The organism is Bdellovibrionota bacterium (assembly GCA_035292885.1).
Taxonomy (GTDB): domain Bacteria; phylum Bdellovibrionota_G; class JALEGL01; order JALEGL01; family DATDPG01; genus DATDPG01.
The window spans coordinates 1-16,830 of record DATDPG010000150.1; the positions used below are offsets into that span (position 1 = coordinate 1).

14 protein-coding genes are annotated in these 16,830 nt (G+C 53.9%); 7 read left to right on the forward strand and 7 right to left on the reverse strand.

The window, feature by feature from the left end:
* Positions 1-363: 363 nt before the first annotated feature.
* Positions 364-615, forward strand: a complete 252-nt coding sequence (locus tag VI895_11015) for a DUF2934 domain-containing protein (GenBank protein HLG20330.1) — start codon at positions 364-366, stop codon at positions 613-615.
* An 83-nt stretch (positions 616-698) separates the two neighbouring features.
* The gene (locus tag VI895_11020) at positions 699-821 is read left to right on the forward strand and encodes a hypothetical protein (protein ID HLG20331.1); all 123 of its coding nucleotides are present in this window, start codon (positions 699-701) and stop codon (positions 819-821) included.
* Here the strand turns inward: VI895_11020 and VI895_11025 are convergent.
* On the reverse strand, positions 818-1,243 hold the full coding sequence (locus VI895_11025; GenBank protein HLG20332.1) for a ferritin-like domain-containing protein: 426 nt from the start codon (positions 1,241-1,243) through the stop codon (positions 818-820). The two genes, VI895_11020 and VI895_11025, sit on opposite strands and share 4 nt — an antisense overlap.
* Before the next feature lie 225 nt (positions 1,244-1,468).
* Positions 1,469-1,690 carry a hypothetical protein gene (locus VI895_11030; GenBank protein HLG20333.1) on the reverse strand — a complete coding sequence of 74 codons (222 nt, stop codon included), beginning with the start codon at positions 1,688-1,690 and terminating at the stop codon, positions 1,469-1,471.
* A gap of 175 nt (positions 1,691-1,865) precedes the next feature.
* Between VI895_11030 and VI895_11035 the strand changes: the two genes are divergently transcribed.
* A complete protein-coding gene (locus tag VI895_11035; protein ID HLG20334.1) occupies positions 1,866-3,242 on the forward strand; it encodes an OmpA family protein in 1,377 nt (458 codons plus the stop codon).
* On the opposite strand, the gene VI895_11040 is transcribed toward VI895_11035, so the two are convergent.
* The 3 genes from VI895_11040 to VI895_11050 are packed head-to-tail and all read right to left on the reverse strand — an operon-like array spanning position 3,226 to position 6,511.
* Positions 3,226-4,077, reverse strand: coding sequence for an alpha/beta hydrolase (locus VI895_11040; GenBank protein HLG20335.1), 852 nt, complete (start codon positions 4,075-4,077; stop codon positions 3,226-3,228). The genes VI895_11035 and VI895_11040 overlap by 17 nt on opposite strands.
* Positions 4,077-5,990, reverse strand: a complete 1,914-nt coding sequence (locus tag VI895_11045) for a DUF4105 domain-containing protein (protein ID HLG20336.1) — start codon at positions 5,988-5,990, stop codon at positions 4,077-4,079. Before VI895_11045 ends, VI895_11040 begins: the two co-directional genes overlap by 1 nt.
* A 29-nt stretch (positions 5,991-6,019) precedes the next feature.
* A complete protein-coding gene (locus tag VI895_11050; GenBank protein HLG20337.1) occupies positions 6,020-6,511 on the reverse strand; it encodes a DUF3015 family protein in 492 nt (163 codons plus the stop codon).
* Positions 6,512-6,631: 120 nt separating this feature from the next.
* Here VI895_11050 and VI895_11055 point away from each other — a divergent pair, with 120 nt between their 5' ends.
* Together VI895_11055 and VI895_11060 are read left to right on the forward strand one after the other, a co-directional pair.
* The gene (locus VI895_11055) at positions 6,632-7,174 is read left to right on the forward strand and encodes a hypothetical protein (GenBank protein ID HLG20338.1); all 543 of its coding nucleotides are present in this window, start codon (positions 6,632-6,634) and stop codon (positions 7,172-7,174) included.
* A gap of 99 nt (positions 7,175-7,273) precedes the next feature.
* Positions 7,274-7,864 carry a class I SAM-dependent methyltransferase gene (locus VI895_11060; GenBank protein HLG20339.1) on the forward strand — a complete coding sequence of 197 codons (591 nt, stop codon included), beginning with the start codon at positions 7,274-7,276 and terminating at the stop codon, positions 7,862-7,864.
* Positions 7,865-8,002: 138 nt separating this feature from the next.
* On the opposite strand, the gene VI895_11065 is transcribed toward VI895_11060, so the two are convergent.
* Together VI895_11065 and VI895_11070 are read right to left on the reverse strand one after the other, a co-directional pair.
* A complete protein-coding gene (locus VI895_11065; protein HLG20340.1) occupies positions 8,003-8,542 on the reverse strand; it encodes an isoprenylcysteine carboxylmethyltransferase family protein in 540 nt (179 codons plus the stop codon).
* Positions 8,543-8,656: 114 nt separating this feature from the next.
* Positions 8,657-10,687, reverse strand: coding sequence for a hypothetical protein (locus tag VI895_11070; protein HLG20341.1), 2,031 nt, complete (start codon positions 10,685-10,687; stop codon positions 8,657-8,659).
* Positions 10,688-11,250: 563 nt separating this feature from the next.
* On the opposite strand from VI895_11070, the gene VI895_11075 reads away from it, so the two are divergent.
* Together VI895_11075 and VI895_11080 are read left to right on the forward strand one after the other, a co-directional pair.
* Complete coding sequence (locus VI895_11075) at positions 11,251-14,292, forward strand: ATP-binding protein (protein HLG20342.1); 3,042 nt, start codon at positions 11,251-11,253, stop codon at positions 14,290-14,292.
* A gap of 908 nt (positions 14,293-15,200) precedes the next feature.
* Positions 15,201-16,691, forward strand: a complete 1,491-nt coding sequence (locus tag VI895_11080) for a hypothetical protein (GenBank protein ID HLG20343.1) — start codon at positions 15,201-15,203, stop codon at positions 16,689-16,691.
* Positions 16,692-16,830 lie beyond the last annotated feature (139 nt).

A 16,830-nucleotide genomic window follows, 5' to 3' on the forward strand; every position in this document is an offset into this window, starting at 1 on the left:
AGGGGGGCGAGATCCGAAGCGGGCGGCTGGAGCGTGAGCACCGGGGCAACGGTCTGGGGTTGGAATTCCGGCGGAGGCGGTGAGATCGATTGGGCGTCTTTGGCCGGATCGACCGGCTTCGCCACCTCCCGCTGCATGCGAGCCGGGGGTTTCTTCGAGGCACGGCGTTTTGGCACAACACGTCGTACTTTTGTCGCAGATTGAACTCTTTTCTTGAGGCCCATGTTGGGGCACTATATCTACCCCTGAATGAAAAAGAAGCCCTTATGTGCCAGACGACCATGATCAGCGTCAGTTCGCGGACCAAAGGGCCTTGATATTTTCGCACAACCCATGGAGTTGAGTTCCAGGGATGGAGGATACATGGAAACCGTAAAGAACATTTTTTCGACAGGTGCCGCTTCAGCTACAGAGCGAAAAACAACAACGCCGGGCACACGGCCTCGGAGTTCACGGCAGGCGGGGATGAGTTCCGTTGCTCCCGAAGAACGACAGCGAATGATCGCCGAAGCGGCTTACTTTATCGCCGAACGGCGAGGCTTTTGGGGCGGCGACCCCAACGCCGATTGGTTGGAAGCCGAATCGCAGATTGACCGTCTGTACAACTCGCGCTGAGCGCTTCTGTCTAGCTGAAGCGTCCAATTCGCCGGAACGAAACCGGGCGCCAAGGCGCCGGCCTCGTGTGATGAATACGGGGAATGAAGTTCCCCGTTGTCGCGCTGTTTCCGCTCGGCGTCACGCCGGTTCATGCCCAGGAGTCGTCCACGCCTGAACCCAAATCGGAAAATGTCGTCCAGGTCTTGGCTATCGGCGGCGATTAGGACGGCTTGCGCAGCATTTTCTCGACTTCGTTGATGTGTTCTTGTTCTTCCCGGATCATGTGCCGGGTGAACTCCTCCAGGGAGACGTGCTGGTCCGCCGCATATTCGAGCAACGAATGATAAAGCTTAAGCTGAGCCTTTTCGTGTTCGAGACTCTCTTTCAGGATGTCGTCGATATTATGTTTATGCGTTTCGAGAAGCGGGGCGATTTTCAAAGAGGGGTGTTCCTCCAACGCGGTGATCTGTTCCCCGATCTGCTGGGCATGTTGCATGGATTCGCTGGCTTGATCGCGGAGCCACTTTACGATCGGTATCCGGGCGTAGCCGAACACCATGAATGAATAATGCGTGTACCTGACCACCCCGGCAAGTTCATGCTCGAGAATCTTGTTCAATAGTTCGATGACCTTGTTCTTTTCCATGGCTTAAACTCCTCTCAAAATGGTTGGCGACGATTGTTCCCTCACTCTCAAATTCCCGCAAGAGGGAAACGGAACGGACCCCCCTATCGATAAATCTCTCTGCGGTGCCCGATTCGATATAGGCGAACCTCCTTCGCCATGTCATCAATCGTAAATAAAACGCGATAGTCCCCTTTGCGTAGACGATAGCCGTCCACACCGCTCAATTTCTTTACGCCAGGCGGTCTAGATTCCTTGGGGCCGCCAACCGACTTCAAACTTGACTCGTTGAGTGCTACTTTGCGGCCCCAAGGAATCTAGAAGAATGGCGATCGGCACGGATTTCAATTCAGTCTGCTTGGAATCATCCGCCCGTGTGAAACTGGGAAACAAAAGAATGCTGGCCAGAAGCGCCAGGAAGGCGCGAGAACAAGGGATCATCGTTATCTTTGTTACGCGGTTTTTCATATTCACTCCTTGTTCATGTAGCAAGAGCAACGGCTGTGCCAAGCGGTTGTGAGCGCGAGTGGGCTGTCAGGATCTTGTAACTGACGGAGAATTGTCAGCGTTCTGACAGACGTTCGCCTCAAACCCTCGTCGTTTATTGCAGTCACACCAAATTCTCGGTAAGTACGCGTGAATCTTGAGAAAGGAAGCCATGCGACATCTCCCCATCCTTTTGGCCGCTCTGATCCTCTTCGGTGCGGGTAATCTGCGCGCCCAAGGCGTGCGGGAAGGTACGTTCGAGCTGGGTCCTTACGTCGGCTACAGCTTCCCGGACCAATACGGCGGGGCCGAACCGAAAAACAATCTGCTTTACGGCCTTCGTTTCGGTTATTTCGTCGCGCCTCACGTTAGTTTCGAGCCGTCCTATCAAATGATTTTCACGGATACGAAGCTTGCCGCACCCCCGCAAGAGAATGTTCGTTTCAGTTCATTGCGATTTAACCTCCTCTATAATTTTCTCACGGAACAACGGATCCAACCCTTTGTGACCGGTGGAGTCGGTTGGGAAAAAACCGATGCGGGCGCACTGTTTGACTCCAATGATCTGGGAGTAAACGCCGGCGCCGGCGTCCGTTTCGTGATCACGGACTACCTGGCCGCCCGTTTGGACGGGCGGTTTGTCTACGCCGAGATCGATGGGCTGGGCGATCTTCGCCAATACAACTACGAAGGCGCTCTCGGAATTTCATTTCTCTTCGGCGGGCAGCCGGCGACCGATACGGACGCCGACGGTGTAAAAGATAAGAAGGATGAATGTCCCAACACTCCGGCGGGAGCGACGGTCGATGCGAAAGGCTGTCCGAGCGATGCCGACGGAGACGCCGTTCATGACGGGATCGACAAATGCCCCGATACGATCAAAGGGGCGACGGTCGATGCGGCCGGTTGCCCTGCGGACGCGGACAAGGATGGAGTGTTCGACGGCCCGGATCAATGCGCGGACACGCCTGAAGGAACCGCGGTCGATGAAAAAGGTTGTCCGAAAGACCAAGACGGCGACGGTGTTTTGAATGAAACAGACCAGTGCCCGGATACGCCGAAGGACACCAAGGTCGACGAGAAGGGTTGTCCCGCCGACACCGACGGCGACACCGTGACCGACGACAAAGATCTCTGTCCCGACACGGCTAAAGGAACCGAAATCGACGAAAAGGGCTGCCCCAAAGTCACGAAGTCGCGGGGAGTTCTCAAGGGCATTAACTTCAAGTTCGGAAAGGCGGAGCTGACGCCGGAATCGACAAAAATTCTGGATGAGGTCGCCGCCGAACTCACGGCATGGCCGAAAGTGCGGGCGGAGGTTCAGGGACATACCGACAATACGGGCCCGGTGGACGTCAATTTGAGGATGTCGAACGCCCGAGCCAAGTCCGTCATGGATTATTTGGTTTCGAAGGGCGTGGACGCTTCACGTCTGGAGGCCAAAGGGTACGGCATGAGCAAGCCGATCGGCAACAACAAGACGAAAGCCGGGCGCGCCCAAAACCGCCGCGTCGAACTCAATTGGATTGACTGACCGGACAGCTCCGCCGCTCGAAAAAATCGACCATCGGCTGCCGCAGGCGGCCCTGTTCGGTATTCATCAAGTGCCCGTGAACGGTGCTGGCGATAGGCCACAAGCATTTCGGCTCACCCGCCGCATCAAAAATGGCTTTGCCGAATTTGAAGGGGACGATCGGATCTTCCGTACCGTGCACCACCAGAATGGGGATGGGCGCCAACTCCAGTATCTTTTTTTTCGGACTGTGGCTGTCGGAAACCAGCAGGGCGCTCATCCACTGAAAAGGCCAGGTCAGCCAATAATCGGCCAGCTTTTGCCGGGCTATTTTCCGGTACGAAAGAAAAGAACTTTCAATCACGATGGCTTGGACATCCGTGCGGCCGCCCCAATCTTCCAGCGCGCGAAGAGCGATGGCGCCGCCCAGGCTTTGGCCGTAGACAATGACGGGCCCAACGGCGCGCCGCTTCACCTCGTTCAAGGCGGCCAGGGCATCCAGATGGACGCCGGCCGGGTAGGGGGCGCCCTCGGATTGTCCGTATCCGCGATAATCGAACGTAAAGAGATTGTAGCCGTAGCGGATGACCCACGCCGTGGAAAGGAAATGGCTCGTCATGTTCTCGGCATTTCCGTGAAACTGAATGACCGTCCCTTGAGAGGGAGACTTTTTGGACGAGAAAAACCAGCCGTGGAGGCGAGGTCCGTCCGGACTCTGGAAAAATACTTCTTCCGGTTCCGCTCCGGCTTTTTCGGAGGGGGTGAAGTACTTTTCACGGGACGGCTGGTAAAAGACGTTCGTACAGCCGGCCAGCGCCAGCATCAAGAAGGTAAAGATTGATTTCGTTCCAATCATTAAAAGTAATAATGAAGAGCCAAAAGCGCCTCGGCTCCGCGTTTGAACTTCGTGGCTTCGAGGCGGAATTCCGTGTTCTTGGTCCAGGCCAATCGTTGATCCAAACTGCCGGAATAATCGACGTCCGGGGCGCCGAGGGGAGAGTAATCAAATGATCCGCGGAGATGAAGTTTCCACCATTCGAACACGTCCACGAGGATTCCGGCCGTGGCCTGGGGGCCGAGGCGGAAATCGACTTCCGACCAGGGAGAGGCTTCAAAGTTGGCATTCGCGAAGATGTAATAGACTTCACGTTTCATGAGGTGCCGGTCGGTCGCGAGTCCGGCGCCGCCCCTTAAGAAAGCATCGTTGCAACGGCCGCAATCGTCATTGCGAAGCGTTTCCAGGCCGAAAGAAACATTCCAGGATGGTTTTACGATCAAGAGATCGGACGGATAAATCGAGAAGATGTTGATGAGCGCGGCGTCCTCCACGCGGAACGCCCTCTCTTTATTGTAGTAACGAAACGCCAGACGGAGAGCTTCGATCTCGGAATCCGCCGGATAGCCCTCGTCTCTGGCGAGCAAATCGTGGAAAGCGCCCCGGAATCGGAACTCCTCGAACGTGTCGTCTTTGTTGACGCCGAAAGAAGCGCCCACTCTTTTCGTGTCGTGTCCTTCATGGGGTGGCGTGGAAAGCGGCTCGCTCTCGACCGGCGGGTTATCCGGAAGATGGCTGCGCTCCTGTAAGAGCTTTCGTTGGAAGGGAGTTCGTCTCGTCCGATTCTTATAAAACAGATAATCGATGGCCGCATCCGCTACGAGAGCTTTACGTTCGGGTGCAAGCGAGGACAACTCAGGGTCGTCGAGCGAAAGTTCGCGGTGCACCAAACCCCGGAGTTTTTTGTCTTCCGAAGAGTTGAGTCCGGCCCGGCGCTGCTTAAGTTGGCTTAAAAGTGAGGGCCGGTACGTGATCGAACGGACCAGGCCGGCCTGTGACTGGATGCGCTTTACGGTGTCCGATGGAGCCACGAAAACACCCCAGTGATCTCGGAGCCGGAGTTTTGGATCGGCCACTTCGATGAGGCCGAGAAGGTGGTACGAGCAATTTTCATCAAAAAAATAGTAATCGAAATAGGAATGCCCGATTTCCCACAGGTGCTCGATGACCGGGCCGGCGCGTTCGGAGGGGATGTTCAGCTTGTACTCCCAAATATCCCGGCTTTCGAAATTCGCATATTCCTGGACCTTGAAATAATAGGGATAGACTGAAAATTCGCCGTGGTAACTGCCGATCAATCCCTTCACGGCGAAGAAGATCCCGTTGTCGTCTCCCGTAGCGCCGGCATAGTTGGTCGCATAGGCAAGCAAGTCAGGCGAGTCGCTCTCTTCGACCCGGTCGAAACGGACGAGGGTGTGGCCGAACATTGAAGCGGGGTTGTTCACATAATACGAGGAGAAGAGCAGCGAAAGGCCATGCGCGTCGATGTTCGATCGCCATTCCTCAAATCGCGGGCAGGGGTACTCCCGGAGGCGCGCGGGATCAAAATCGAGTTCTTTTTTCAACCAACCGTAACGTCCCCGGAAACGGCACTGGGGATGCTGTCGCTCCGGATTCGTTTCTTCAGGAAAGAAAAATGCGGTAAGCGTGGCATCCAGCTCGGCTCGCGGGTCTGTTTTCCCGTCAGACGCGAGAAAAAACGTAGGATCGTCCGCCTCGCTTTTAACGCCCCCCAGAAGCCTCGGCATGTAGCGAAGCAGCAACTGCCAATAGCGGCTGTCGGCCAGTTTTTTTTCACGGGCCCGGGCTTGAAGGTCGCTCAAGTAGACGGCAGTTGAGTCATCGCCGGCCGCAACCGCGCCGGTGAAAAGGGGAGCCAGAAGCGATCCCAAAAAGAAGATGAGCCATGCGGATGGTCTACACCGCCCGAACATGGCTCATCTCAGAACAGAACGAAGCTAAATTAGCTGTGGCAGGCTAGTTCCGCGTTCGAGGCGACTTCGCCCTTTACGGCGCCCAACAGCTCTTCGGGTGTTTCCGCTTTGCTGAATACGCTGTCAAACTTCGACTGCGTGAACTTTCCAAACTGAGCGCTGTCCTGACAGCCCAGTAAATGTGAGAAAGCGGCCAATGTTTCGCCCTGGCCTCTCGACATTTCGTTGGTCAGCGTTTCAAAGTTCATGCTGACGAACACTTCCTGCTGTTTGTCCAGTTTCACGGTTCCGCCGCCCGTGCAGTTGGACGTGCCGGAGGTGATGCCGAACGTCTGTGTACCGAACGATCCGTTGGTCGTGGCCGCGAAGACCTGGCTCACCTTCGAGTTTTTCTCGAACACCATGCTGCCCAAGCCGCAGCCTCCCATTCCATAGCCTCCTTTTCTCATGCCAAGCTCATCGGCGAACGCCGTCGACGTGAGGGCTACCGCCGCCAGCGTCAATAGTGCTAACTTCTTCATTAGATTCCTCCCGAGTAAGGGTTAAACAAAAGGTTGGCTTGCCACTATACGTTCAAGTTTCGGAAAGACAACGAATTATCCGGTTCTTGCCAACTGTTTGGAGCCCTGCGAAGATGCCTCATGACCAAACAGCTATTCTTAATTCTTTGGGTAGTCGTTGCCGCGAGTTCTTGCGGCGGTGACGGTGTAAGAAGCGGCGTTTACACGCTGGATTTCAGCAGCATTACCGAGACCGCGGTCGCCGACGGTGCATTGTCGACGACGCTGCCGATCAACAGCGTGACCTTCAAGGAGGATGTGGACAGCGCGACGGCCAAATTCGGGCATGTCCCGAAACACATGCAAGTGGTCGCCGCGGCGTTCGACTTGGATCCCTCCAAGAGCTCGGTGTCCGGATACGAACAGGTCTTTTCCGAGGATGTCGTTGTGTTTATCACCCCGACGGGAGGAAGTTCCGTCGATGTGGGGAGCAGGACGAAACCGACGGGGAGCGAAAGGCAGGACATCGGCGTGCAGTCGAAGGTCGAGGATTTCGATTCTGCTCTGACCACGTATTTCGATGGAGACTTTGTGGTCGGCCTTCGCGGGACGGCGGGGGGAGTGAACGCCGGCGATTTCAACGCCAACGTCACCGTCTATATTCAGTTCGAGTTTTTGGAGTGACGGCGGCTCGAAGTTCCTGAATTACGAGCGAGGGCGGGCCAGCGTAGAGGTGCACCGGATTTTATGCGCCGATTATATTCCCGCTTCATCTTCCCTCGCTTGCTGGGTGTTTTCTGCTCGAGGTCGTTTCTTGCGCGGTATCGGAAGGCGGTTTTGGCGGAGGCGAACGGCGAAGTCCTGGAGATCGGCTTCGGCACGGGACTGAACCTTCCCCATTACCCGGCAGAAAAGGTCGCCAAAATCACGGCCATCGACACAAACGTGGGGATGCGTAACCTGGCTCACGACCGCATGATGTCGTCTTCGATTCCGGTGGAGCATGTGTTGGTGGGCGGGGATGCGCTTCCGATGCCCGACAATTCGTACGACACGGTCGTCAGCACGTGGGTTCTTTGCAGCATCAAAGAAAACGTTCAGGGAGCGCTCAAAGAACTCTACCGGGTCCTGAAACCGAACGGAAAATTCATTTTTCTGGAGCATGGCCTGAGCCCGGATCCGAAAGTGCGGGCCTGGCAGGACCGGTTAAACCCGATTCAGGTCATCATCGCCGACGGCTGCCATCTCAACCGCGATGTGAAAGGACTGATCTCGCAGGCCGGTTTTCAGTTCGAGAAACTCCGCGAATATTACCTCGAAAAGACGCCGAAAGTGGGCGGGTACATGTACGAAGGGGTCGCGACGAAAAAATGATCCCCCGTGAAATTCGGAAAATAAACGATGGACATTAGCTCGGCCGCCGCACACATGAATTGTTGCCGGCGGGATGTGTTGGCTTGCCTATCGTCTTTGGCGAACACATGGTCGTAACCGGAGCGCGCGCCGCTAACGTCAGAAAATATACGGAATCAGTCCTCGAGTAGTTCGTTGGTACGCCTGGTATTGTTCACCGAATTCATCAAGCAACATCGCTTCCTCGACACGCATACGAAACAAGTACGCTGGGATGAGGATCGCGACCGTGGCCAGGCCACCCCACATGCTTTGCAGGAGTACATCAATTCCGACAAACATGACAATAGAGCCGAAGTAGCTCGGATGCCGGAGATATCGGTAGGGTCCGGTTGTGACGATGGTCTGGGCAGGCCGAATTTCTGCAACGGAAGAAAAGGCGGATCCGAGTGATGCAATTGACCACAGTCGCCACGACATTCCGACGAGCATCAAGACAAGGCCACCAAGCGACATTGGGTTCAGCAGTGAGGCCTCGGATTTGGAGAGAAAGGCCCGGTCGAGTACGGGAACTAGAAAACAAATAATGCCGGCGACATAAAGACAAAAGTTGTTCGCACCGCCGGTGGGGATTGTTCTGGCCAGTTCGGTGAATTGGACAGAGGGTTGCGTCGCGTTGATGACTATAGCGGCGAGCACAACGAGAATAACTCGTGGATCTCCTCGAGCGCTAGGGTCTAGAAGTATTGGGAGATAGAGAAGTACGCTGGCGAGGAGTACGCTCTTTGCAATGTGTCTGGCCGTCACTGGCATTCATTGCTCGGTGCTGGGCTTAACACCGGTAACGCGGAAAGAGTCTTTGGGACCTCGGTGTTGCCGCGCCCGAACTCGAGCAGCAATTCGCCCAAAGAGAAGAGCATTGTATTCACGAAAACGCGGGATCATAGCGCGCGTTGTTACCCAAAGAGACGTTTTTTCAAAGGGGACCCACTCGATTCCTTCAACGTATGAATAGTCTTCATCGCTTCCAAAATACAATGCCAAGGGTCGACCTAGTCGCCGGTAATGCTGGAGCGCAGCTATGACGAGGGCTCTCTTAGCGCCCGGAAGAAGGGCGTGCTTGGGATCAAAAGAGTATATTTGAAACGAATTGCCGAGGCTCCAAATATTGACTCCCTCCGTTACGCTTTCGCAGATGACGAACGCCACCGGTAGGGCATCGACTTCGGCGATGAAAAAGTGGCGATTCCGGTCGAGCCCGGCGCCCTTGTATTTCTCTCCAACGTCGGTCAGGTCTACTTGTTCAGTGACATAGTCGAAGGCCGTGCATTCCAGCGACGGGAGATGAAGTGACAAGAAGCGCGCAATCCGTTTGCGGTCCCATTTATTGGCTTCGCGCACAATGACTGATTCGGGGATGGTCAAATCTACGTTTCTTTTGAGAAGCGGGAATTGCAAAACGTCGTAGGAGCGGATGACGTTTAGATTTGGATCCGGATATGCGGACGCGAACTGATAATAATTCTTTTGGCTCCAGGATTCGTTGGCTTTCGTATAGGAGATCACGTACTCCGCATCCGTTTGAAGGAGAAAATCGCACATGGCTCCAAAGAGTTTCGGGGTCGCGCTCCGTTGATGACCATGGATGATGGCCAGGTGGTGTACAATCCACGTGCGCGAAAACAGGCGGGTTAAATGGAGGCCGGCGGAGAGGGCCTCCCCGCCTTCATCCACCGCCACGTTACGCGAGAGTTCTCCTCGCGATTGGTACAACCGGTCCCAGGTGGGTGGGGCGCTGTTTTGCATGAACGCGAGGGAGTCAGGTTCGACAAGCGCGGTGTATCCGGAGTTGTTGAAAAGTACCCAGACTTTGGAATACTGATCTGAGGTCAACTCGCTTGTTGTCGAATAACGGCGGGAGACCACAAAATTGAATAGCGCCCGCATCTGAGTGCGTTCATTGTTCTCAATATTTACTTTCAAGGAAAGCCGACCATCCGGCGTGTCTTCACAATGAATGACGCGGCCTTGGAGGGTGGTCTCAAAGCCGGGGCCTAGGGATAGCGTTATCCGGGGTAAAAAGACCCCCGCTGGCAGTATGGATTCTCGATCGTCTGTGATTAGGCTTACTCCGCGTTCCGTAAGATCTTCAACTTGTCCGGTGACATCAACGTCACGAAAGGAGTCGCGGAAAGTCGCAACGAATGTGTCGGTCGCTGTGACCGGAACTCGCGAGGTTAGGCGTCGATTCAGTTTGGCGAGCAAGTCTGGAACCGACACGTCCATGCGGCCGTTCTTCATTCCGATTAGCTTTGCGTAAAAGACATAAAAGGATTGAAAGAGTGTGAAATGAAAAAGGTACGGCTTTCCGACCAGTAAGGGTGGTAGGGGAAGTCCACTCTCAAAAAACAGCGAGAGACACGAGATTTCTCGAAGGAGAGAGGTCCGCCGGGGAATTCCCGGCCAGCGAAGTGTCTCGATCTGTAAAGTCACCGGAGCGTCGCTTTCGAGATCCCAAAGATCTTGGATTAGCTCTGCAATTGCCGCCGGATCGTTCACAAACTCGACATGGGGCTGATTCTTCTGAAGGCTTAGTTCTGGCAAAGGGACGGACGGGTTTCTGGCAAATGCGATTCCGCAAATAGCCCCCACTTTGGTGTTTGGATGCGGCTCTACCGTAAAATGACGGATTGCGCACGACGTATCTAGAATTTCGGCGGACCCGTCGAGGATGCGAAGGCGGGCGTTGTTACCTTCGGATGCGGTTATCGATTGACGAACGCCGTGGGGCAACGAATGAAGTGGTAAATAGAGGCCGAGACCGCCGATCGAGGTGTCCAGCACTCGACCATCAAAAGTTGCGCCGGTATCCAGTTCGCAGATCGCGTTTACACACCTCGTGGTTGGTGACCGCGGACCGAGACGTTTGTCAGCCGATACAATCATGTGCGGTGGCCTCTTCCCTTGCTACGCAAAAGGCGTGACAAGCGAGAAAGGCGTAACTTATTGAAATGTTTACCACGAATAAGGAGCGGAGACCAGGAGGCTGAGACACGCCCACCGCAGCTGCGGAACGAGTCCCAGTGAGGCAAGGGGAGACAGGACCATATGGCAGAGTCGCGTTGGTCCATATTGCTGAGATTTCGAGCTTTGACCCCGACTCGCCGAAGTTATTATATAATAGCTCTGTTTCCGCTTAGAGTTGTCGAATATCCCATCGGAGACGACGCCTGCTCATGTCCCCATTCGTCAGAAACTATATGAAAGATCTCCTTTTCTGGGCGGTAATTCTCTTCACGTTCGTGCCGCGCGTTGGCGTTTTCATCCTCGAGGCACAGTTGAACAAAAGAATCATTTCTGACTCGCTTGTCGATGGTTGGACAGTGCGCAATGAAGGCGGCTTAGTGATGAAAGATAACCTCACGTTGCCAAAGGACATGAGGAACATCCCTGGCTTTGGATCGCAAGGCACGTGGATCTTTGAAAAGGAAATCAAGTCGACGGTTCTTTCGGGACGGGAGCCTGCATTGGTCCTTGGACGAATTGCGGATGCGGATGTCGTCTATTTGGATGACTGTGAAGTAGGTCGAACGGGCTTGCGGATGGATGAACGGACGACGGGGTGGTGGTGGGGCGCTCTTCGCGCCTACCGGATTCCGCCTGGTTGCCGAGACCTCCACAAATCTAAATACCTTCTGCGGGTCCATGTGCGGAAGATTGGGGCCAATAATGCCGGAATATATGCAGGCCCTATGGGCACCGGCCAGTGGACGGAGGTCGAACCGTTCGTACGGTGGTCCGAAGGATTAAGGTTCAGCGCATTTGCGATATTTGGCGGTATTCTTCTGGCGATTGGGGTCTATTTCGGCTTTTTGACTGTTTTGATTCCAGGACAACGGGCGTACCTGGCCTTCGCAATTTGTTCTGCGACCGTCGGCATATTTGCGTTTATGACGAGCGCGCTCCCATTCCGGATGTTCGACAATTTAGAACTCGTGATGCGTGTGCACCTTATAAACGCGGTCATCGCATCAATCGCGTTTCTTTGCTTTCTCGCTTATCGGTTTTCGGTTATCCGATGGTGGCTGATCCGTGGCGCGGGTGCCATTGGGAGCCTGGCTATTCTTTTTGCCTTAGCTCGAGACTCTTTTGATTCCATTTACCGGGTGTACGAGTTGTGGTTCCCGTTCTTACTTCTGTCGTTCGCGATCGGGTACGTACAGTTTGCCACACATTGGCTTCGTTCCAGGCGGCCAGATATGTGGCGATACTTACTCGGGTACTCGGTCTTTATGCTTGCCTGTTTTCATGACATCGGCGTGACGACCATCGGGGCCGCAGGAACGCCCTATTTGATCCCGGCTGCTTTTTTTACGGTCGTGGTTGCGGCAGCCCTTACGCTTGCAAAGGAATATGCGGATGCGTTTCTTCACGTCGAGGAACAGGTTAAGGACCGAACGCGAGACCTGGCGTCTGCTCTGGATCAACTTCGGTCTCTTGAACGTATGAAAGAGCGGTTTTTTGCCAACGTTTCTCACGATTTCAAGACACCAATAGCGGTCGCCCTTGGAGCTATTGAAGAAGCCAAGAGCGCCGCGCTGGAACCGGCGGTTCGGAACTTAAAGAAGCTGCTTGGTATGGTGACGAAGATGCTCGACACCATCAAAGCGGAAGGTGGGGCGCTCAAATTAGATTGGGAAGATGTTCTCGTGGTGGATTTTATCGAACGAGTGGCCGATTCCTGTCGGATCCTCTGTAAGAGGCAGGGCATTGAGCTACGTATGAACATTTCGGGCCTGGCGGGCTTGCGCGTGCCTTTGGATTCAACGCAAATGGAACGAGTTGTCGAGAATCTCTTGTCCAACGCCGTTAAATTCACGGATCGACGCCAAGACCGTGAACGAATGCACAGTTTTATCCCATTGATTCAGCTTACTGTTCGCACGGATCCGAGCCGTTTGTATATCGAGGTGGCCGATTCGGGAATCGGCGTGCCCGCGGATGAGAGGGAAAAGATTTTCGACCGCTACTATCAATCCACGCGCACGTCCTTGAAGGAACATGGAGGCTCCGGAATCGGCCTTGCGTTTGCGAAGGAGATGGTTGAACTACACCATGGGAACATCTTGGTGGAGGATTCCGAATTCGGTGGATCTAAGTTTGTAATCGCCCTCCCGCTATCGCAGGATGTTGAACTTACTGGAGCGGTGCCCGTTGAGAAGAAAGCTCGTGCGGTTGCCACGAAGAGCACCCTCGATGTGCCTTACCCCCCTGAACAACCGGACAAAATAAACACACTTTTGCCGAGCATTGTCGTGGCCGAGGACAACCCCGACGTTGCCCAGATCATCGTGAATATGTTGAAGCATGAATACAATGTGTTTTTTGCATCCAACGGGAGGAGAGCATTGGAGCTTTTGAAGGCCCATGCAGTCGACTGCGTGTTGTCGGACATCGTCATGCCCGAAATGAAGGGGGACGAACTCGTTGCGGAAATCCGCAAAGACGAAAATCTCAAAAATCTGCCTGTTTTCGTCTTGAGTTCTCATGGGGATGAGGACACGGTTCTACGACTCATTGAAGCGGGAGCGAACGATTACTTCACGAAGCCGTGGAACCGAACGCTCCTTCTAAATCGCGTGAAAGGTTTTATCCGCTTTTATCGGCTCGTAGCCCAGGAGGGCAACGCACAGAGACTTCAAGAGCTTGGACAGATCGCGAGTGAAAACAATCATCAAATGAAAAATCGACTGGGGAACCTTATTGGTTATCAGGAATTGACCCAATTTGCCCTGGAAGCCGTGGAAGCGTTGAAAGCTGAGCAGCCTGAATTAGCAAACGACCTGAAAAGGAAAATCGAGTCATGCGCCGGGAGAGGAGACCGAGGGTACAGAGACACGAAAGCCTATGTGGATATCATCAATGGTCTTTCGCGAGGAGAAGAGAGCTACGATACCATCGACGTCGGAAAGACGGTCGCGGACATGCTCTTTCTTAAGAAAGAACCCATTAAAATAGGAGAAATTGTCGTCGAGGTCGAGGGGGTCGAGGGACTTACGTTTCAGGGGTATAGTTGTTATTCCGACGCCGTATTAAACCTCGTTTCCAATGCGATCGATGCCGTCGCAAAGGATGCGACGGGTAAAATTTGGATTCATGGACAGGAGGCTAAAGATCAAGTCCTTCTCTCCGTAAAAGACAATGGTCATGGGATCGCCAAAGAGGATTTGGAACGGTTAGGCCAGCCATTCTATACGACAAAAGAAGTGGGGAAAGGAACCGGATTGGGACTGTTTTTGGTTCGCAAGCACATCGAAATGATGAATAGCGGCAAATTAATAATCGAATCGGAAGGGCCCGGCAAGGGGGCGACATTCACGATCATCGTTCCAAAAGTTGTGCCCAAAAAAGAAGACAAGGGAACAAAAATTCATGGGGTGAAGCTTTGAGGTCGCCCGATTAACCCGAAATGCTTACCGTGACGGATGACGGATTAAAGAAGCGCTTGCGAGCATGTTATATCGACGATGAGACGGACAACTTGGAGGGGTTTCGGTTAAATTTCGAAGATTTTTGGGACATCCATTTATTTCAATATCCGGAAGACTTTCTTTCGAGCAAAACACCGCTTTATCCCGAGTACGATCTCGTCGTCGTAGACCTTGCGTTGTATGGGAAGCGAAGAGGACACCCGCACCGCCGAATTCTTGAGAACATGTACTGGAAATCGAGATCACATACTCTTTCTCAATATTTTCCTGATCCATCTCGAGGTCTAAACCTCCTGTGGCATCTCGATCAACGCTTCGGCCACATGGCCTTAGCTACGCTCACCGCGGTCCCCCCGTGGCAGTTGGAGCCCTATTGTAGAATGTTCAGTATGTTCGAAAAGTTGTTATACCTTGAGAAACCCATCAATCTTTCTCACCCACGCATTCGCGAGCGTCTGGAGACCCATGTCCAACGGGTCCAGAATAAATGGTTGCGACAAGTTAGGGTTGTTCGGAATTAAAGACCCGACTTTAGGTCACGACGACCTTCCCCCCGAAATAAGATGGACGTGAACGATGAACACCTGACGGGCAAGCGAATAAATCGAATGTGACAGCACCGGCGACCCATTCGGTTGGCTTCAACCGTCCGATTTTCGGTCCAAAATGCAGGAGAGGCGGGGCGGTTTCAGCACCATCTCTGGACAATAGGGCGAGATGGGTCGGCCAATGAGTTCATAAGAAGCGGAATGCTTTCAGGCAGATAGCAATCTGGAATTGCGGCGGAAAAATCTTTGACGCGAGGCTTCATTCGGCCGTAAAGATTTGGTATGGAGTGTGCTCTGTCCCGACCGCGGAGGTGAGCCATGGCGATTCGGTTAATTTCTCTAATTCTATTGTTCATATTATCCGCTTGCGGAACGACAGAAACGATCAGTTCGTTTGAAGAGCTGAGTCAGAACTATTCTCTGACCATTACTCGCGGCGACCAACAATCTGCTTATGTCGGGACCGTTCTGCCTGAACCGCTTACGGTCGTTATTCAGGGAAAAGAGGGGGGATATTTATCGGATCAGGTGGTTGAGTTTTCGGTGGTGGAGGGAGACGCAACGATTGTTGGAGAAAGTATTGTTCTAACGGCGTTGGACGGGACGGCCTCCACGACCATTCAGTTGGGAAATACGGCATCGGAAATCAAGGTGAGGGCGGCGCTCCGTATCAACACGTTCGACGAGGCCAGGCATGCCGCTTTGTTCACATTGACGGCCGTGGCGATTCCAGCCCCCAAACTCTATATCTACGACAGCAAAGCCAACGGCCAGGTGGGAACCGTCGGCCAAAAACTGCCGCTTCCTCTTTCGGTCATTGCAAAAGACGGCAAGGGGAATCCGGTCGTAGCCCAAGACGTCGAGTTCAAGGTCACGAAAGGTTCATCGGATGTTCTGGTCACGCCCTTGGTCAAGACGGACACGAACGGGGTGGCCGCGACGGAAGTCACGCTTGGAAAAACCGCGGAGTCGATATCCATTCAAGCAACGTGGGTTTCGAACGCAAACGGCGACCCGAACCGGGTCGTCATGTTCTCCATTAAGTCGAGACCAGATGCTCCCGCCGTGTTGAGTTTCGTCCAGGGACATATCAACGGCAGTCGAAGGGCGTGCGCGGCGGAGGGCTCGAATTTCCCAAGTTCGGTCGCACTTCGATTGACGGATCAGTATGCCAACGCGATCGAAGGGGCCACGGTCACGGTCAATCCGGATTCGCGGGGAAGAATCGACGGGTTGCCATTCGATATCGCAAAGGACCTGGTCACCGATGCGGCGGGTGAAGTTTCGTTCAATCTAACCGCAGGATCGGTGAGCGGCAGCGGGTATAACACGACAACGACGGTAAATGCTGTCGCATCAGGGAACGGCCCGGCCACTTCGGCGACATTTGATATCACGAAGAGTCGATATTTGTTCAACGGTCGTGGCGATGGTAACGCCATGTACTTCTACGGCTCTACTGGACTCACACCCATACTTTTTCCACAATGGGTTTATTACAGATTCCCATTCGTTGTATCGGCTCGTGGCTCGTGCTGGTCTTCGCTGGGTAGCACCTTCATGACCGCCACCGTGAGTCGTGTCGAGAATGCCTGTCCTAGTTCCGGCCTAAACTGGCCATCGGACGAAAAATTTGACGAAGGCTACACCGATATAAATGGCAATGTATCAGATGAAGGTACGATTTATGTGGCCAGAATTGTGTACGGATCAACCGTCACGTACCAGCCAATAGCCAATCGTCTCACGGTATCGGCGTCCGGTACGAACAGCTTAACGTATTACATCGGCTATACGAGTTGTAACTAATCCACGTGGCTGCCTGACCTTCGCGGATGTACGAACGACTTGTTCGCTGACTGCGATCCTGAGGAGGCGCGCCGAAAAGCGCGCCTCCGCGTATTGATAGGTGGGATATCCGGTTACTGGCAGGTCTCGCCGACTGTCT